Raw genomic sequence first — 18189 nt, 5'->3', positions numbered from 1 at the left:
CTCTTTTCGTGCAAATGTGCGAATTTTTATATAGATTACCCAATTTATGGAGGGGGCACACTACTTCTTATGCAATTTAAAGGAAACTCCGTTGCGGAACGGCTCTGTTTGGTTGAGTAAAATGCTACTTTCGTGCTGACACTCCCAATCCCGTAACGCCTCAAGTATCTCTTGGTGCAGCTCAGAAGGAACACCTGTGCTTGTTGGATCCAAAATGAACTGCGCGGTATTAACCTTCGACCACGACTCCGTTGCGGGATTGAAAATCCCAATGTGGGCTCGATTTTTACGCAACCGAGTAACCGTGACAATCATGTCTTTCGAATCAAAGCGCCGATGGTCGGCATACGTGCGGATGTTTGCATCTTCGATTGGTCCGGTGATTTTTTGCAGGACATATGGATATACGCGCGAACCGCCGGAAAGCTCACACTTGCCCCTAATTTCAGCAACAGTCGTGATCGTTGTGCAACCGCCAACGACAACATCGTCGCTGACAACGGCGCCGCGGAAAAGATACGCATCATCTTTGATAATGGCATTATCCTGCACCAATACCTCTTCGACGATCCGGGCATTGTCACGCAGGATTGCATTACCTGCCACCCAGGAATCAATAATGCGTGGTGTGCCATCAGCAGTATGGGTGCTCGACACCCAACCCCCTAGATCACCTTTAGCGACCCCTAAGTAACTATTGGTACGAGTCGCGCGAATCCGGTAGACCCGGGTGCCGTCGTCAAGCGTGCGGAATTCATCGGTGAGTTCAAAGCACAACTTGAGGTCAGGAGTTTTTCGCAACACCTGGCGTTTGGCTGCATCTAAAATAGTGCGTTCTGTTTTGCTGAGTTTTACATCGCACTGCACGCCAACATTTCGATTTCGTTTGCGGTAAACAGTGACCATATCCTCACCGAATCCCACCGGCCCGAAAACGAAACACTGGGATGGGTGACTAATGTCAGCGGAACCTCCGATGGTTATTTTCGCTGGTATGGCAGCCGTGATCCGGGTAGTTCCGCCAACACTCGAACCGCACACCCACGCCATGCCCGAAATACGGGCTTTGCCGTAAATATGACTGTCTTCAATGACATGGGCGGTGCCTGTGACCTTTGCTCGGCCGCCTACAAAGGAATTTTCAATCGTAGCTCTACCACCAATGACCGCTGAACCAGTGATGCTGCTCGACGCACTAACAATCGCCTGCTCAGTCACCCACGCGTGGCCGGATACAGTGCCACACACCTGCGCCTCACCGCCAATACGTGCGTGTTCGTCAATGATCGCACCAATGATGACGCTGGCGCCACGAATCACTGCATTATCGCGGATCTGTGCCGCACCACGCACCCGTGCGCGACCTTTCACCCGAGCATTCCCACACACTATCGCGGTGTCACCCACCCGGGCGTGACCAGTTACCCTGGCATTATCAAATATTTCAGCGTCGTCTTCCACCCAGGCGTTTCGACCTATACGTGGCTTCCCGTCAGCAGTGTGGGTGGAACTTACCCAACCGCCTAAGTCCCCTTCACTCACAAACCGCAGGGGAATATCCTGAATAGCGCGGATACGATACAGAAGTTCGCCCTGGCTATTGGTTTTAGTTTCGCTTGTCAGCTCGAAATGGATATCAGACACTAATTCGCCAATCGTTATTAAAAATCCTTGCTTGTGCGTCATGATAGTTTCCGCCCATGTGAGTTACATGAGCAGTGTCTGAAATTCTCACGGCATTTTCGCTTGGATAATCCGTTGGATATAGTTGGCAGCAACAAGGAGAAATGCATGGACGACCAATTGTTAGAGCGTTTTATCGAATGGAGTCAAAGAAATCCCAGAAACCCATCGGTCGAGTTGGTCCCGGCACGGGAATTAGAAGCTGCGCCGCCGCTTTTTACACACCCGCGTGGTGAAATCGCGGAGTTTTACAGTCGCCTAGCCTTCGACGACTATGTGAGTTCCAAACAGGGCAAGTATTTTGAATTCAACCCGTTTGCGAAGAGTCTTAATGGATCGGATGGGTGGGCCACGTTTAAAAACCGTCAGACCAAGGAAATTGAGCTCTACCCCGAGTGGGACTTCGGGGAATGCATTTTCTTCGGAACGGAAATCCAACAAGGACCAGCATTTGTGCAACTAGAAACTGGGGTTGTGTATGGGATGCTTCCCGGCAGTTGGGATAAGTATAAACTCGCACCACGTTTTTCTGAGTTTCTGCGCGCTTTCCTTGAAATTGCGGATTTAAAGGTTCCATCGTGCGATGAGAATCCGGAGTTTCATAAACAAACAACAGTGATTGCGAAGCAAATCGTTGGGGAAGAATGCTGGCCAGGGTTTAGCGAATTCTTCTGCGTTGGATAGTGGTTCCACATGCTTTTCGACGACTAGATTGTTAAGGACGTTTCAGCAGCTCCGTGAGTGCTTTCGCCGTTTTCTTGTCGTGGCTTCCTTCGCGGGCATAGTGCAGGGCATCGTAGCCGAACTCATTTTTTGGCCCCACCTTCGCCCCGTGGTCGAGCAATACTCGCGCGATGGACACGTTGCCGTGGAGACAGGCATTATGCAGCGGGGTGAACCCCATTTCACCTGGGCCGTTGACATCAGCGCCGTGTTGAAGGAGTATTTCCACGCTGTGTTTGTCCTGGGAGTTGACCGCCGCATTAAGGAGCGTCTCGTCCATGGAGCCGAGCTGATCCACTGAGGTCAGTCGCCCGGCACTAATGAAACTGGGGTGGGTGGAATAGCGGTGGAAAACCTGTTGTAATTCTTCGCTGATCAAGTTCATCCTTAAATGTGCGAATTCTGGGGATGTGGTGCCCATGATGGCATTGTAAAGATCGGGGTCGGCGCCGCTTTTAAGGTTTTTCTCCACCAGCGGGATCACCGCTGGGCACTCGTGTTTACACAGCACGGCGATAGCTAGGTCGCTGCACGCACCGCCGCTGGCAAGTTCAAGGAATGTGTCTTCATAACCGAAGGTGCTGATGTCGCCGTACAGCGCAACCCACACCGCATCATACCGCGTCCAAAAGTGCTCTTCGTTGGTGTCGCGGATCCGGTCCATGAGGAAATTTGTTAGGTAGTCGCGGTGTGGAAATTTGATGCACGCTTTTGTGAGGGCGTGCTGGATGTCGGCGTCGTCAAGCCTAGTTAAGCGCCAGATCGCCGGTTCGATGGCGGCAAAGTCGGTGTCGAATGTGATCTGCTCCAGCCCGCGAATGATGGTGTCCCGATCGTCGCTGTAAAGCAGGGAAGAGGTTTCTTTGCTTGTCGACGCCGCCCACAACTTAACGTAATCACAAATCAGGCGGTGCCAGCCTAAGTAGAGGGTGAACCAGCGGTGATATTCTTCGCCCTCGCTTTCTGTCTTACGAAGCCACGCATCCATGGTTTCTAGGAACGTCTCCGCTGTGCATGTGCCGTGGTACGTGTGGATTTCGTGGCCGGTGGTGGTGCGGTAAACGGTGACGGGGCAGCTTGTTTCGTGGGTGGGTTGAAGAACCAAAATATCTGAGTACTTGTTGAGATACGCATTCCCGCCAATGGTTGTGTATTCGCACACGGCGCCTTCATTGATGGTGGCGTCGCCGCGAATAGTGGAGTGCCAAATTTCCACCCACCCATCAACTCTGGCATTGCCTTTGATTGTTGAATGGCCGATGGGGCCACCACTGACGTAGGCGTTTTCGCCGATCAGTACATTATCGCGGATGTCTGAATGAGCTGTGACTACCGCTTCGTCAGCTACCCACGAGGTGGATGGAATGCGAACCCCCTCTTCCACCCAACCACCCAGATCACCTGCTGCGACGAAACATGCACCTCCGTAGTGTTTTTCAAGGGCGCGGATTCGGTGGACGGTCACACCATCGACGACTTTGGATTCGCCGGTGAATTCATAATGAAGTTCTGTCATAGCAAAAAAAGGGGTGATAGTTTTCCTGGGGGCATCTTCAATGAACCACAGTTGACTTGGATACAATCCCCACCATCTGGTCTACCTAAACCATAACGAAAAACACCACGCGAAATTGCACAAACGGTTCGCTAGTAGGGTCGAAAGTGGGGCAGCAGCTGAGGAAGAAAAGCGGCATGGAATTGGTTTTTCCAAGAAAGACTAAACGGCAAAAATCTGCGTAAAAGCCGCAATCGTAGTTTTTGAGTACACGGTGGATTTTCCACAGCAATTATTTGTGCAACAAGATTGCGTTCTGAATCACCACTTCCCATACTTCAGAGTCAGATGCGGCGGTGTTTGGTAGTTGTTCTACCCGAAACCGCACCAAGCGGCAAGGAAGCTGAGAAAAAAGGGTGGCAAATCGAAGGCGGGTGGGGTTGATGGCAGCACGCATGGATACGGGAAATCTCTGAAACGAAGCGTTCGAGGCTTGTTATTTCCTCATCTTCGGCCATTTCAAAGAAATCCACCATCACAGTTTCCAGCAACGAGTCGGAAGGTAATTGATCAAATCATTCCCGTAAAAGTGTAACCCTGTCTTCGGGTGCGATGTGGGGTGGCTGTGTGCATAATTCGCAGAAATGCAGGAGCGCTAAAAGGGGGTCGGAATTTTTGTGTCCGGTCCCTGTGTGCGCCAGGTCGATCTCAAGCAGGCATTGCGAAATCTCGCTGGCACGGGACTTAGCCTCCGCCGCGTTTTCCGGCATAAGTGCCACCATGCGGTGTGCCGCAGTGGCCGCCTGCGGGCTGAGCTCATCATCGATCAGTGTCGTAATTGTGGCAGAGCTTTTGATGTGGCGCACATGCTGCGAAAATTCGGGGTACATAGGCATGAATGCTACCTCGTGCCGCCGTCGAAAAGCGTGAAGCTTATCTACACCATGTGCTAGAACAGAATCCAGAACGCACCACGCAAGGAATATTCTCAATGGCACACCCCAATTCTCAGCTACCACACACGCATGAACTCGACCGTGTCGAAGCCATCCGCAGTGCGGTCGAGGCGGTCAACGCACCCACCCGCCCCAGCCAGCACAAACAGGACGTGGAATTTTTGTGTGAGAACCTTGCAATCACTGACCAGGAAATCCTCAGCCATGCGGAAGAGCTCGGGAGCATGATCGGCACAGGTGACTCAGCACTGATCAACGCGATAGGTGCACGTTATTGCGCACTTGTGGGGCTTACCCAACTGTGCGACAGTGCGCTCGGTGCGCTTTACGCACCCACGGTGAAGCCGAAAATCATTGTTCTACAGGGATTGTTGAAACGCCACGATGTGGGGGCGGCGGAACTTACTGTACTTGAACCGCGGCTTCACGAACTAGCGTGCGCAAATAATAAGCAGGTGGCAAAGCTTGCCGCCGAACTTCTCACCCGCGGTGGGATACCCGTTGCGGCAACGGAAACTATCACCCCCACACTTACATGGGAACCAGCCCCACCCTTGTGGCAGCCACCACGATTCGAACGCGGCGGGGACACAGTAGATGATGTTGTAGCAGAATTGCAGAAAACAACGTGGAGTTATCACGTAAATAATTTCGTCCCCGACATTCACCTCGAACGGTTCGTCGCAGGTTTGGCCGAATGCGCACAACACGACCGTGGCGCAGCCGAAAAAATCCTTGCAAGAAGCCTGTATGCCACACATCGGATGCAGCATGCTTACGGGCTGGACCCTGTCGATGCCCGAAACCGGTCAATATTTTTCCAACTAGGGTCAATCCCCTGCGTGCTTTCGCAACCCTCATATGTAGATTTCAGGATCACACCCGACGACTTTTTAGAGCGGCTGGCATGCTACCGCGACCGTGGTCTTCCCGTCATCGAGGCGGACCTATTTCTTGCCCTGTGCCGACTCGACATGCGCAGCCACGACGTTGAAGCATTTGTCCATAAAGCTGAATCGTTTGGGCTGGAAGTGACAACATTCACCGGCGAAAAGTACCCCGAATCAGCAGCCACTATCATCGCCGGATACCTGCTGCAACCAGTTCGCGAAACCGACATTTCGGTGGGAACGTGGACCACCGACAACAAAACCTACCTGTGGGTAGACGAGTTTCCAGTGACCAAGGTACTCCGCGCCATTCCGCGCAGCGCTGACGCACCCTATTTTTCCTTCCGTAGTGCCCAAGCATTCCCGCTGATCGGGGACAAAATGTTCCTTGATTTTGCTGCGTCACATCACCGAGGTATTAAAGGAAAACCCTTGGGTGCTGCCGCGCAACAGGTGGCACTGCGCAGCCAACCACTCACCCCAGGGCTTGCCATCAACCTGATCACCGCACCCCGTTTCAACAAAGACGGAAAAGCACAAGGGCTAGACCAAGCCATCCGTTTGGCATGGCAGAGGGGCCTACTCGCCCCAGGTGTTCCCGATATTTCTCTTATGGGGTGGGAGGAAAAAGTTTCGAGCTTCCATGGGGTGGCTGAAGTTTTCCGTGAGCTTGCCGAGGACGGGATGTTGGCGTTGGTGTGGCCAATCATCAACGATGCCCTCACTATTGCTGCGGCAGCGCAGCGCCCACATAAGGGTGCGGCGGAACTCGCCGAGCTCACGCGTGAGCTTCTCCCCAGCGTTATCCGCGCCGTGGATTCAGGTGCTGCGGATCCGTCTGTACTTGAACTGCCCGGTATTCGCGCATGTGCTGCCAAGTCGGGGTCCTCTAGGCTGGTTGTTGCAGCGCAAGCCGTGGACAAACTTTTACCGAAACGTGGCGAAACTCAGCCGCCAGGTATTGACTTCGATCTGGCCTGGCCGCACGGGGTTGGGGTTGGCAGCACCCAGCCGGATCACGCAACGGTGGGGCTTCATCAGGGGCATTTTGACAAAGATTGGTTCACAAGCAGGGTTTATGCCACCATTTGTGTGCCCAACTACCCCGATTTAACGTTCGTGAAAAGCCGCGCATTCTCGGAGGACTTTTGGGTTTTTGATGCGTATCAAGGTGAGGAAAAAATTCACTGGGGGTGCTGTCTTGACTATGACGGCTCACAGTGGACGCTGCTGCCCGACCAAGAATACCAGTGGGGTAGTACCCACTTTGACCCCGAAAAGGCTCTTACCAACTCGTTGGTCTTCGTCGTTTTCGGCTTCCTCGCGGAGTCAAGCGATGCGGATGCAACCCTTAAATTTCTCCGCCTGCACCTTCACTACAATCATGTGCGGGCAGCAAGCGTGAAAGAAGTGATGCCCAAGCTGCTCAAGGAGGAGTTTTGGTCACCCCTGCTGATCATCAAGGTGCTGGAAAAAGAACCCGCCCATCTTCCCGCACTGTGGCCTGTGATCACCGAGTCGCTTGCTCATGCTGCACGCTGCCTTGACGACGGCGGGCCGGCGCCGAAATGGCTGAATCGGGTACTCGACAACGCCCTCTACCATGGCGAAGTCCTTGCCGAAGCGACCTGCCGCGGACTAATACCAGCCGAGGAATGGCAAGCACTGGAAACCCTAGCCACACCAAAGAAGAAAACCGCAGCCGTGGCCAAAGCACAAAAACTGCGGGCACTTCTTGCGTAACCGCAAGGATGTTGGGTGTGTTTACAAACTTTGGACTGATTGTTCTAATCCCGACTGATCCACCCAGCGGCAACAGCGATGTCAAAAACCTCAGCAGCCACGGGGGTGTTCTTCGCTATGTTCCAGTGTTGTTCGAAGCTTGGTTGGAATGCTGTGAGGGGAATCCCAAGAAAATCTGGATTTCGGGATGCGGTTTTAAGCATGTCAGCCCACGCTTTGATGTAGGTTTTGGAGTCTGGTGGGGTTAGCCCCAGTGCGAGGACGAGGCGGACGGCAATGTACGGAAACCTTGGGCTTTTTTCATGCTGTGGTGGATAAATTCGGTGGCGAAGTCAGCGCCTCGTTTTTCCACGATTGCTGCCACCTGTTCTTCCTCGATCCCAGAGACCACTTTGGCTGCGCGTTTCGGGGTGACGCCTAGTCGGATTGCGAAGAGCCCTAGCATATCTTCGTCTACGTCGGTGGCGGGAATTCGGGTGCGACCGAATCGTGGGATCTTGGCGTAGGCTTCCCAGTTGCCTGCTTCGAGTCCGCGTAATGCTTGTTCCTGTTGTGCTGTGGTGCCGAGTGGGAGGATGGGTGCGTCTTCAATCTTGGCGGTATGCCAGTTGAGTTCTTTGAACACCACTACGGCGTCGTGGAAGTGTGGGTTAGTTTTCACATATTTTTTCACGTAGGTTTCTACAGGCGGTTCGTCTTTGATGGTGTGGAAGTAGTCGGCGATCTCGTCCTGAAGTTCTGCATCTGTGGCGAACATATCAAGGAATTGGGAGAATTTCATGTCATAGTCAATATTAAAGAGCCATTGATCGTGGTCCATGACATATACGTCTGGATCTTCTGGGTGGGGGTCTTCGGCTACTACCATGTAGGCGAAACCGAGGAGGTTTGCGATAACAATCAAGGTGGGGGTTTCAAAATCACCATTGAGTTGTGCTTTGACGCCATCGGCGATCCCGTCCCATTCCTCGAAGTCGGCGGTACCTGGCGTAAACGGGGTGATTGTGTAGGGGTCCCACTCGATGTCGCGCCAGTTGATGGCGTCACGTGGATTTTCCCGATTGGTTTGCAGGACCAGAGCAGCCTTGAAGTCATAGAGGCACAAGTCGCTGAAATCTTTTGCTATTGGGGGATTGGGGAACGAAATGGCTGATAACGCGCCCAAAAGTGTGCCATCGTGCTCAGAAATAGAAGCGGATAACGCGTGGAGACGATCGAGGATTTCTGGTGAGAACGTCATAGGAGGAAGTTTAATCAGCGCACGCTGTGAACATTGGGTGATTGAGAATCTCTTCGGTGTGCGAGGTTTTGGGTTCTGGAATGAGGGTGCCGTGAGGGGTAACTCGACTTAATGAGAGAATGCGTGGCGGTTTCCTGCAAACGGAAGTAGAACCTGACTTGCACAGTTTTAGTACGACATTTTGTTGAGGATTTCTTGGGCTTCTGGTGTGATTTTTGTGGGGATGGTTATCGGGCCGTGGGGTGTGTTGATGGTTACGTCTCGTAAGGGTTCGAGGATGTTGATGATTTTTTGTCGACTGAATCCGGTGAGATCTTGTAGGAAACGTGCGACGGCTAGGGCGACAAAGACGAGATTTAGGTGGGCGCGGATGGAATCTTCTTTCCGTACGTACATTGGCCTGGCTTGAAGGTCGCTTTTTGCCATTCGGAAACTTCGTTCCACTTCGTATAGGTCATGATATGTTGCAATGATTTGTTCACCTGACATGTCCTCGGCCGAGATGTTGGTGATGTATCCTTTCCAGCCTGCTAGTTGTGACGCTTTTTCAAAATCATCAGTGTTGAACTCAGAATGGCCGCTGGTGTGGGTAACAAACCGTGCCCGTTTTTGTTTCCGCGTTCCTGTGACGATTTCTTCAGCACGTTGACGTTGCTTGGCAAGAGTGTGCTTGTCGTTGGCAAATCGCTTGTGTGAATACTGACAGACCATTCGCCGTGTGGTTCGGTGAGTTGTGCTAGGGCCCATTGTTTTCGTTGATTCGACGATATGCCCATCATCAATAGCGTGTCCTGTCTCATTGATGGGCATATCCATCTTGTAGGGAGCTTTGGACATTCTTGCCCCGATAATGAATTGAAACCCAAGCGCTTCTAGATGATTGCAGTTGTCCGCAGAAATCATGCCAGCATCGGCGACAACAATGATATTTTCCACGTTATGCCGCCTGCGAAAGCTATTCAGTACATCAATCATGGTGAGTGCTTCTGCTTTGTTTCCCTCGAAGCAGGAAATTTCCAAGGGAAGTCCACGGCTATCAACAAGCAGTCCCACAACAACCTGTGGATCGATACGACGCTCTTTCGAGTACCCCACTTTACGTAAATCGTCTTCACGATCTGCTTCAAAATACAACGTCGTAACGTCATAAAGCACCCACGCTACTGTGCCACGTGCCAGGCTGAAATCAAAACATGCTCGGGAAAACGCACTGTACTTATCCTCATCAAAAGCTGTTTTCACTGCAGCTGAAACCGTGTTGCGATGAACAGCAGGTAACCCTAACCGTTGAAGCACCATGGGTACTTGTGACTTCGAAGAAGGCTGGACTACACGTGCAAAAACAGTGCGGGCAAAAACAGAATCCACCGGATAGATCGCATCAAAACCAAGCGTCGACCACGCACAAGCAAAAACATCCAATAATACGCGAGCAGTCATCGACTCCACCGTCAACGAGTCTTCGGTATCACCTGCCACTGGTAACTCAAGATCTAACTCAAGCTGATCAGCGTAAAGCAGATCACGCGCTTTTTTGAGTAAAGCGTGAAGTTCAATCTCGTTATGGGCAGAACCGACATGATAATCCACCACAGTTCGGCGATGCACATCCCGCACGATCTGCACGGCAGTCGCACCGCTAGCAGTCCTAACTTTCCTAATCCGCACCACACAACAAGACTAACAAGCCCAAAAAACCCACCAAATTAGTACGACAAAAACCCAAAAAACACCCTAAAACCCCAGCTCACCCACAACCAAACCCACCAAAACCACAAACCACTGTGCAACTCAGGAGGTTTTGGGTTCTGGAATGAGGGTGCCGTGAGGGGTAACTCGACTTAATGAGAGAATGCGTGGCGGTTTCCTGCAAACGGAAGTAGAAAGGTCGAGTTGGAGAAGAATTTTTGAGTTAACTCGACCTTTTCGCGGAGATACTAGGCATTCGCGCGGAGAATTCGTGGAAAAGTCGAGTTGTCAATCAGGGAAGTGGCCCAATAGCCATGTGGCATCGGGGTTTTGAGGAGATACACGCGTTCCCACGCACAGCCGCTCCCCGCCGCCCCACGGTGAGAGGGAAAGGAGGGTGGGGGGATGGCGTCGATAAGCAAGGAGGGCGTTAGGTGCGGAACGGTTCGGGCTGATTCACGAACACACCAAGGTTGCAGGTGCATTCCCACTCCCGCACAATCGCCAAAATTTCGGGGTGAAGCGGCCCAGCGAACGGGGAGCGCGTGGACCACGTGTGGGTTTCAGTGTCAAGGTAGGCGATGTGGGCACGATTTTTGCGTGTGCGGGTGACCGTCACCTGCACCCCCTCGACCTCAAGGAGGCGATGGTCGTCGACTGTGTACAGGCAGGCATCGGGGATGGGGCCGGTGAGCTCAGCAAACACGTAGGGGTAGATTCTCCCCGCACCGGAAAGTACCGCGTTGCCGGTGATTTCTGCCTGTGTCGTAATCGTTGTGGAACCCCCAACCACAGTGTCACCACCCACAACCACTCCTTGATACAGGTAGGCCTCATCTTTGATCACGGCATTGCCCTCAACAAGAACTTCTTCGACAATGCGGGCGTTATCGCGCACGATCGCATTGCCCGCAACCCACGAGTCGATAATGCGGGCAGTCCCATCATCGGTGTGGGTGCTCGACACCCAGCCACCCACATCGCCTGCAGTAACCCCCAGATAGTGGTGGTCGCGGGTCGCGCGGATCTGGTACACAACAGTGCCATCGGAAAGAACCCGCTTCCGGTCGGTGAGCTCGAAACACAGTGGGGGCTCAGGGCGCTTGGCCAAGACTTGCTGTTGCGCATGGGCGACGATTGCACGTTCGTGTGTATTCAAGGGGGAGTGAGCGTCGACTTTGGCCTTGTGTTTGTGCGTACGGTACACGGTGACTGTGCCGCCAGTGCTCATGGGACCCGCGACGAAGCAATGCGTGAAATGGGTGATGTGGGCGGGGCCAACCACAACCGCGTGGGACGGGAGCGGCGCGGTGATCACGGCCGAGCCACCAACAGTTGCACCGTTCACCCACGCCACACCACCAAGCCGCGCCCGACCAAAAACGTGACTATCGCCAGTAACTGTCGCTGTACCTGCGATTTTCGCCCGTCCCTCCACCAAGGAATTCTCGACTGTGGCACGTTCACACACATGGGCTCTACCCGTCACACGCCCAGAACAGGAGACGATCGCCTGCCCACTCACCCGCGCCTGCCCCCAAACTTTGCCGTGAACTTGCGCCTCACCGCTAACCTGGGCGTCGCCACAGATCTTACCGCCACGGATGGTACTGCCACCCCGCACGATAGCGTTGCCACCAATTTGCGGGTCGCCAAACACTCGCGCACGCCCTTTGACCAGAGCGTTCCCGCTGAGGATAGCTTCGCCCCCAACCCTAGCGTGGCCGGTGACACGCGCACCTTCGAAAACCTGTGCCTCACCCTCCACCCAGGCATTCTTGCCGATCCTCGGCTCGCCACTCGGGGTGTGGGTGGAACTGACCCATCCCCCTAGCTCACCTTCACACACGAAACGCGCAGGAATGTCTCGCACCGCACGAATCCGGTACAAGACCTCGCCTGAAATGGCGGTTTTCGTTTCGTGGGTGAGTTCGAAGTGAATATCAGACACTGGGGGACCTTATTCATCGTGGTTGTGGGGCAATTTGCTCCTCTTACCGTACAGGAAAGGTGCGTGACTGATGCTCATAAAACTAGGAGCGTTCGTCTGACGCTTGTCTATGTTCACCTTTTACAATTCCCACATGCGGCCTTGCGAAAACAGTTCTAGCGTTGCTCCTCATGTAAGAGAGTGGTTGTAAGGTGAGGTGGAAAAGACACCATGACTTCGCACAAAATACAATGAGAGGTTGGTCAGCGGGTAGGAAAAAGAAACGTGACATGCAGGTTTTTAAGCTTCCGCATGAGCAGGTGGCGGTGAGTGATTCGATGGCAACTCATGCGATTTTCGATCCGGGCACTGTCGCTCAATTACTCCAGACTTTTGATGAGATCTGCGAAACCCACGAAGGCGGTGGCGAAAATTACCTCACGTTTAGGATGTACTCGCAGCTGCAGTACACTGCGGGTTTGCTGATCGGCGATGACGATAACGATTTTGACAGGGGTCTTCGTGAGCTGGAGGAGGCGGGCGAGGAAGATCAGTCGGTTATAGATCGCGTGATCTTCGAGAATATTCGACGCGCACTGCGAGACCCTGAACATCAGGTCACGTGGGAGGATCTCAAAGGTGGATTGTCTGTGGGGGAGGATGATGTAGAGCCGCTTGTAGATGCTTACGCTAGATTGGATGACTGGTTGATAGAAGAAGACCATCTGGTGGTTAATATTCCTTTTGGCGTGCTACCCCAACGGGTTCTTTCACGGCGATTTGGATGTGTACCAGAATGCCGCAGTCATTGAGTACATGACGGTTACCCACAGAGCGCGTTTCTTAGGCATGGGTTCCTGCACCTTGGTGTTTAGAACCCCGTCGAATCTGACTGATTCTGCCGTTGATGCAATTACAGAGGACATGCTTTACTTTTACGGTCTCACCGACTTCCCGCAGCGAGATGTGTTGCGGAGCAGTGTTATCGACAAGGGGCTGATTGTTCTCTTCAATACCGTGGACGTTTTCTAAAACTGGCACGGTGAGCTTGCTCTTCAGCATATTGAGGGTGCGCCCTGTTTGAGGCAATTGCGGAAAAGAGGTTTCTAGCACTTGGCGGCGTTTTAGAATTTTGTTCATGGATGCGAAAGATTTTTACCCTCTGTGCACTGTTGGCAAAGAATATGACAGTGATGAACGAGTGGACATGCAGGTAATCGATTTGGGCACGATCACCATCAGCTCGGGGACAGTCATGGCGTGCGACCCGTTTATGTTTTTAGATGGCGGGGAAGAATACGCCTTCCCCAATGGCACTTTTCCGGTGAAGATCACCGAAGTTGGGTTGGATGCTGCGTATTTAAGCGTCATTGTGCGCGATGAACCTGTGGTGTCCTACGAGGTGGCGCGACCTGTGGGAGTTCCAGATGATGCCCCGTGGCCAGAAGATGGGCCGTGGGGTGCAACAGTTGATTGCACGAAAGCTGGCTTAGTGGACGGCGAAGCCGCCCGCGCTTTCTACCAACAAGAAAGTGCCCACGACATTGTTTGGCCAGAAGACGATGCGGGAGGGTGGATAGACATCATAGATGATGAAAACCACTACCGTGTGGGGGAAGCAAACATTCCCATTCCTGGCGACCCGAACGGCGCAAGTATCGCCATCTGCCACTCAGGTAATAGCCTAACTACGTACCCGCTGGTTTATGCCTACAATACGGCAGGCGAGTTGGTTGCATGTCACCTCGACTTTATGGTTGTGGGTAACGAACAGTACGAGACTTAATACATGCGCTTTTCGACGTCACCTTACTGCCACGCATCCGTCTCATCTTCTACATACACTTCCGTCCACCGCATGGGGTAGCCCCGAAATGAGGAGCTGGCGGAAGTTTCAGCAACAAGCTTCTGGGTGACCTGTGCAAGGGTGCCTGAGTAGATCCGATTCTCGTCAACCACCTCGTCTTCCACGCCGTCGTAGAAGACCACCATGACCTGGAATTGATCCTCACCTACCTGGCACAGGCTGTACACCACCTCCGTGTCGGTGACGAATTCCTGTTTTTCTTCATCAAAGTCCCACGAATAAAGGGGCCATTCCTTCGCAATGAGGCTAATGAGTTCTTCTTTGGATAATTCCACGGTGCTGTCCTTTTCTTAAGCGTTGCGTCAGCAGAAATTTTAGAGGAAACGCTGGTGTGGAAAGGTCGAGTTGCCCTAAAATTTTGCGGCTCGGGGAGGCGTCGAAAAGCAAAAAACTTAGGACTCTTGCTTAGCGCGTAGTTGCGGGTGAAGCTACTGGATTTCGGCGACACTTCGCCGCAAGTCGAGGATATGCCCCGAATTGTCGCGCGACACTGGTAGCCCAGCTTGGTTGAGTGCGAAATCCCAATAATCGATCCCCGCTATGTAGGAACGCTCGGCTTCTTTTATGCGCTTGTGGCGACGGCAAAAATCACCCCGCTCCTTGTACGCGCACCCCACGGTGGAAATGAGATTGTTGTGCTGGGCGGGGTCGATGTACTGGCGTAACACTGCGACCGCACGATCGAAGTGGCTGATGCACAGATCTACCAAGTTGTGGGGCAGCGGCCCACTGGATTCGTATTTCTCTACAACCTCGCGGTGAAAATCCAGCAGGCCTAACGCAATCGACCAGTGCCGGTCAGGGGAGACATGGTCGAGAGCGCGTTCCAATGCGGCGATGCCGTTACGGGCGTGTGCCCAGCAGGCGTCAGAAGTGATGGACGAGAACGGATGAACGTAAGCGTCGTACAATTCATCGGGGGTTTTGGCGGCAGCCTGCCAGCGGCGGCACAGGCTGGTAAGGGCTTCTGTGTTGTGGTGAAGGTCAAGGTGGAGATCGAAGAGCGCGTGATAGATTTCGCCGTTGTGTTGCTCCGCTACCTGTAGCGCCGATTCACCGAGGGTTTCAAGCTGTGTGAGTTCGGCGTGGTAGTCCGCGTGGGATAAGTCGCCTCCCGCGTGCTTGTCTGCTAGCTGGTCCCTGCGTGACTGGAGTGCAACCCCATAGAGGCTCCAGAGTGCGTGGTCGTGGGCGAACGTGATGCAGGCTTCGTATTGTGCGGTGATCCAGCGGAAATAGGCGTCCCCCTCGCCCCACATCGACAGTGCTGTGTAGAAACAGTGTGCCCGAACTCCCACGGGATCATTGGTGGATTGTTCGAGCGTGTGGGTGATTAGTTGATCGACGTATTCCCAATCATCGGTATTTTCCCGCAGCTCCCACAACCGAAACGCCGCTTGGCGGCCTAAGTCTAAACCCACCGGCGAGCCATCGAGGTATGGTTCCATCCCGGTGCGCAGCTGGGTTGATGTGGGCAGCAATTCATTGGGGTTGCAGGTTAAATCAAAGATCGGCATGGAGTCCTTGTTGTGCGACGACGTCGAGGGAGTAGTGGGCGATGATTGCTTCTAGTTCTGGGCTGTGGGGAATGGTGATCGCGATGGTGTAGGTACGTGTGCGAAGCGTCCAGGGTAGTTGTGTGGGCCTAGAAGGAACTGTGACATTTGTGTCGTATGGGTCGGCCCAAACTGAATCGAAATATTTTCTATCCAGGTATTTCTCCGTCGTTATCACGGTTTGGGTGCGTGTGTCTGTGATGGTGATGGTGGCATCGGTGAAGGCTTTCTCAAAAACTGATCGGTGAAGAGTTTCGCCTGTCCGTGATGTGAATCTGAAAACGGTGCAGTATCTGATGTTGTAATCCGGCGCGAATTCGAGTGGTGGTGCGGTGAGCAGGTCATAGTCGGTAGCCAATGGTTGCTCGTATGCCCGCTGGTGTTTGACCAGCACAAAGAGTTCGGTGAGGTCCCGAATGTTCCACACTGCAAGGGGCACGGCTACCAGGACGGTTCCCGCTGTTACTGCGTGAAACGCTCGTGTGGGCAGCACGATTTTCAACGTGACACCAACAATGATGATGACCAAAACTAGTGCGATCACTTTTCCTCCTGCTAAAGGTAGCGTACGGGTTCCGTATGAAGGAGCAAATCCGTATCACCGCGCTTTGTGATGCCCTCCATCCCGCGGCAGTATTCTTCCAAGTTGTAGTTGCTTGTCGACGAGCTGCGGAAAAACGTGGTGGCAGCGTCATTGAATTTGTTCCGCCAATCGAAATGATCCTGCGTATTGCCGGGATCTGGGTCAGGTAGTAAGTCCCGTGGCTTGCAGGTTAAACAGGATCGGGCACGAAGTTTTGCCATGCACATAAGCCTAGACCACCGGGTAGGTGGGGGCGTCGAAAAGCTTAATCGCGTAACCAACTTCGGATGATGTCGGTGATTTGTGTGGGATAGGGCTCGGGAGTAGGCGTCCAGTTGTCGCAGCGCAGGACGAGGGCGCGGTTGCGGGTTTGGCGGATCACGAGAAAACCCTCGCAGTGGGTGAAATGCCGATCATCCTCAACCCACACATCCGCCACATCGGTGGGGATGGTGACCTCAACATCGCGGATTACAGAATCGCCTGAAATACGTCCCGAACCCGTGATGTGGCTGGACTCAACGAAAGTGGTGTCGGCAAGCCGTACCGACCCCTCAACAAGACTGCCCGCCACAACCTGCACATCATCAGCAAGCACAGCCTGCCCCTCAATCGCCGAATCGCACACGTAAGCGTTGCCCAGCACAATCACGTCGGGTTCCACCCACCCGTCGGGGCGAATCCGCGGACTCCCATCAGCCAGCGTAAGACTCTCAACCCAACCACCAAGGTCACCAGGACGCAGCGCAGGCCCAGGCGGGCGAGCCCCCGCACGAATCTGGTGGAGGGTAGTGCCATTATCTAACGTGCGCGAGTGGTGAGAAAACTCAATCTGAGTGTGCACGCAAGATGCGCGAACACGCTTCGACGCTACCGCAACCTGTGCATCAAACACCTCCGCCAAGTGCTCAGTGGCAAGAAGCTCACGAAACTCCTGCACATCGGTGCTTGGATCACCAGCGAGATTAGTGAAATAAGACAAACACACACCAATCGAATCATCATTATTGCGGTACACCGTCACCACAGTGTCTTCAGGGCACACCGGTTGGAAACGCACACACTGATCAGGTGTGCGAACGTGCGCAGACCCGCTAAGAAAAACATCCTTGGGTAATGACGCAGCAACCACAGCGTCGCCATGAGCCACCAAGCCACGAATAATGCCGTCTGTGACCCGTGTGTTTCCCGATAATAGTGAATCCGAAATGTTCACCGAACCTGCAATCTGCGCGTTCTCCTGAACAAAACAGTTGGAAACCAAACCGCTACCACCCACGAAAGAATCGTCACAGACCTGGCTATCGTTCATCACATAAACACTACCCGCCACCATCGCGCGCTCAGACACCCACGACGAACCCGACACCGTAGCGCAATCCCGCACTGTTGCCTCATCCTCCACACATGCATTCTCCAGCACCTTCGCCTTGCCTACGACGTGGGCGTTTCCGGAAATTTTCGCATGGTCGCGAACCCTCGCGTGATCCGACACCACAGCATTATCTGTGATGCGGGCGTTACCTGTGACATGGGCGAAATCCGTGATGTGGGCGTTTTTGTCCAAGACTGCGACACCTGAGATTCGCGCATTCCCGCCCACTTGGGCATTGCCACACACCTTCGCCTCATCAAACACCCACGCGCCGGGTGCAATCCGTGGGGAACCATCGGGCAAAAGGGCAGAGCTTACCCAACCGCCTACGTCGCCTGCCTTCACAAACAATGAGGGGATGTCTGCGCAGGCACGGACACGGTATAGAACTTCGCCGGACTCGGTGATCATGGTTTGGTCAGTGAGCTCGTAATGCAGGTCAGGGCACATGATAGAACC

Annotated in this window: 17 protein-coding genes; 5 read left to right on the top strand and 12 right to left on the bottom strand. The window is 53.5% G+C overall.

From position 1 onward, the window contains the following. Positions 1-60: 60 nt before the first annotated feature. Positions 61-1686, bottom strand: coding sequence for an LbetaH domain-containing protein (locus tag CMUST_RS09880; RefSeq protein WP_047262378.1), 1626 nt, complete (start codon positions 1684-1686; stop codon positions 61-63). Between the two features lie 105 nt (positions 1687-1791). Between CMUST_RS09880 and CMUST_RS09875 the strand changes: the two genes are divergently transcribed. Then, a complete protein-coding gene (locus CMUST_RS09875) occupies positions 1792-2367 on the top strand; it encodes a hypothetical protein (RefSeq protein ID WP_047262377.1) in 576 nt (191 codons plus the stop codon). A gap of 31 nt (positions 2368-2398) precedes the next feature. On the opposite strand, the gene CMUST_RS16960 is transcribed toward CMUST_RS09875, so the two are convergent. Both CMUST_RS16960 and CMUST_RS09865 read right to left on the bottom strand, forming a co-directional pair. Then, positions 2399-3922 carry an ankyrin repeat domain-containing protein gene (locus CMUST_RS16960; RefSeq protein ID WP_201779198.1) on the bottom strand — a complete coding sequence of 508 codons (1524 nt, stop codon included), beginning with the start codon at positions 3920-3922 and terminating at the stop codon, positions 2399-2401. Positions 3923-4476: 554 nt separating this feature from the next. Next, complete coding sequence (locus CMUST_RS09865) at positions 4477-4797, bottom strand: hypothetical protein (RefSeq protein ID WP_047262376.1); 321 nt, start codon at positions 4795-4797, stop codon at positions 4477-4479. A gap of 95 nt (positions 4798-4892) precedes the next feature. Between CMUST_RS09865 and CMUST_RS09860 the strand changes: the two genes are divergently transcribed. After that, entirely contained in the window at positions 4893-7490 is a 2598-nt protein-coding gene (locus tag CMUST_RS09860) for a hypothetical protein (protein WP_158408221.1), read from the top strand. A 44-nt stretch (positions 7491-7534) separates the two neighbouring features. Here the strand turns inward: CMUST_RS09860 and CMUST_RS16815 are convergent, their stop codons facing one another. The 4 genes from CMUST_RS16815 to CMUST_RS16010 form a co-directional block, all read right to left on the bottom strand. Then, positions 7535-7693, bottom strand: a complete 159-nt coding sequence (locus tag CMUST_RS16815) for a hypothetical protein (RefSeq protein WP_158408220.1) — start codon at positions 7691-7693, stop codon at positions 7535-7537. Between the two features lie 41 nt (positions 7694-7734). After that, positions 7735-8730, bottom strand: coding sequence for a hypothetical protein (locus CMUST_RS09855; RefSeq protein WP_047262374.1), 996 nt, complete (start codon positions 8728-8730; stop codon positions 7735-7737). Positions 8731-8898: 168 nt separating this feature from the next. Then, a complete protein-coding gene (locus CMUST_RS09850; RefSeq protein WP_052844640.1) occupies positions 8899-10356 on the bottom strand; it encodes an IS1634 family transposase in 1458 nt (485 codons plus the stop codon). Between the two features lie 493 nt (positions 10357-10849). After that, on the bottom strand, positions 10850-12370 hold the full coding sequence (locus CMUST_RS16010) for a bactofilin family protein (protein WP_052844637.1): 1521 nt from the start codon (positions 12368-12370) through the stop codon (positions 10850-10852). 269 nt (positions 12371-12639) lie between these two features. Between CMUST_RS16010 and CMUST_RS09840 the strand changes: the two genes are divergently transcribed. From CMUST_RS09840 to CMUST_RS09830, 3 genes are all read left to right on the top strand, one after another. After that, positions 12640-13161 carry a hypothetical protein gene (locus CMUST_RS09840; protein ID WP_047262373.1) on the top strand — a complete coding sequence of 174 codons (522 nt, stop codon included), beginning with the start codon at positions 12640-12642 and terminating at the stop codon, positions 13159-13161. Next, positions 13136-13381 carry a hypothetical protein gene (locus CMUST_RS16580; protein ID WP_144414176.1) on the top strand — a complete coding sequence of 82 codons (246 nt, stop codon included), beginning with the start codon at positions 13136-13138 and terminating at the stop codon, positions 13379-13381. The genes CMUST_RS09840 and CMUST_RS16580 overlap by 26 nt, the downstream gene beginning before the upstream one ends. Before the next feature lie 106 nt (positions 13382-13487). Beyond that, a complete protein-coding gene (locus CMUST_RS09830) occupies positions 13488-14135 on the top strand; it encodes a DUF4241 domain-containing protein (RefSeq protein ID WP_047262371.1) in 648 nt (215 codons plus the stop codon). Between the two features lie 23 nt (positions 14136-14158). On the opposite strand, the gene CMUST_RS09825 is transcribed toward CMUST_RS09830, so the two are convergent. The 5 genes from CMUST_RS09825 to CMUST_RS16005 all read right to left on the bottom strand — a co-directional run bounded on the left by CMUST_RS09825 (position 14159) and on the right by CMUST_RS16005 (position 18180). Then, positions 14159-14491, bottom strand: a complete 333-nt coding sequence (locus CMUST_RS09825; RefSeq protein ID WP_047262370.1) for a hypothetical protein — start codon at positions 14489-14491, stop codon at positions 14159-14161. Between the two features lie 153 nt (positions 14492-14644). Then, on the bottom strand, positions 14645-15733 hold the full coding sequence (locus tag CMUST_RS09820; RefSeq protein ID WP_047262369.1) for a hypothetical protein: 1089 nt from the start codon (positions 15731-15733) through the stop codon (positions 14645-14647). After that, positions 15720-16316, bottom strand: a complete 597-nt coding sequence (locus CMUST_RS09815; protein WP_047262368.1) for a hypothetical protein — start codon at positions 16314-16316, stop codon at positions 15720-15722. The genes CMUST_RS09820 and CMUST_RS09815 overlap by 14 nt, the downstream gene beginning before the upstream one ends. An 11-nt stretch (positions 16317-16327) precedes the next feature. Continuing rightward, a complete protein-coding gene (locus tag CMUST_RS16575) occupies positions 16328-16576 on the bottom strand; it encodes a hypothetical protein (protein ID WP_144414175.1) in 249 nt (82 codons plus the stop codon). 44 nt (positions 16577-16620) lie between these two features. Then, on the bottom strand, positions 16621-18180 hold the full coding sequence (locus CMUST_RS16005; protein ID WP_052844635.1) for a hypothetical protein: 1560 nt from the start codon (positions 18178-18180) through the stop codon (positions 16621-16623). Between the last annotated feature and the right edge of the window lie 9 nt (positions 18181-18189).

The organism is Corynebacterium mustelae, assembly GCF_001020985.1.
GTDB lineage: Bacteria > Actinomycetota > Actinomycetes > Mycobacteriales > Mycobacteriaceae > Corynebacterium > Corynebacterium mustelae.
This window is presented reverse-complemented; position numbering and strand designations above follow the sequence as displayed.

What these genes read in the sequence shown, in the direction of transcription:
- CMUST_RS09880 (WP_047262378.1), bottom strand. Translation starts at nt 1,686, where the DNA reads ATGACGCACAAGCAAGGATTTTTAATAACGATTGGCGAATTAGTGTCT.
- CMUST_RS09875 (WP_047262377.1), top strand. Translation starts at nt 1,792, where the DNA reads ATGGACGACCAATTGTTAGAGCGTTTTATCGAATGGAGTCAAAGAAAT.
- CMUST_RS16960 (WP_201779198.1), bottom strand. Translation starts at nt 3,922, where the DNA reads ATGACAGAACTTCATTATGAATTCACCGGCGAATCCAAAGTCGTCGAT.
- CMUST_RS09865 (WP_047262376.1), bottom strand. Translation starts at nt 4,797, where the DNA reads ATGCCTATGTACCCCGAATTTTCGCAGCATGTGCGCCACATCAAAAGC.
- CMUST_RS09860 (WP_158408221.1), top strand. Translation starts at nt 4,893, where the DNA reads ATGGCACACCCCAATTCTCAGCTACCACACACGCATGAACTCGACCGT.
- CMUST_RS16815 (WP_158408220.1), bottom strand. Translation starts at nt 7,693, where the DNA reads ATGCTTAAAACCGCATCCCGAAATCCAGATTTTCTTGGGATTCCCCTC.
- CMUST_RS09855 (WP_047262374.1), bottom strand. Translation starts at nt 8,730, where the DNA reads ATGACGTTCTCACCAGAAATCCTCGATCGTCTCCACGCGTTATCCGCT.
- CMUST_RS09840 (WP_047262373.1), top strand. Translation starts at nt 12,640, where the DNA reads ATGCAGGTTTTTAAGCTTCCGCATGAGCAGGTGGCGGTGAGTGATTCG.
- CMUST_RS09830 (WP_047262371.1), top strand. Translation starts at nt 13,488, where the DNA reads ATGGATGCGAAAGATTTTTACCCTCTGTGCACTGTTGGCAAAGAATAT.
- CMUST_RS09820 (WP_047262369.1), bottom strand. Translation starts at nt 15,733, where the DNA reads ATGCCGATCTTTGATTTAACCTGCAACCCCAATGAATTGCTGCCCACA.
- CMUST_RS16575 (WP_144414175.1), bottom strand. Translation starts at nt 16,576, where the DNA reads ATGGCAAAACTTCGTGCCCGATCCTGTTTAACCTGCAAGCCACGGGAC.
- CMUST_RS16005 (WP_052844635.1), bottom strand. Translation starts at nt 18,180, where the DNA reads ATGTGCCCTGACCTGCATTACGAGCTCACTGACCAAACCATGATCACC.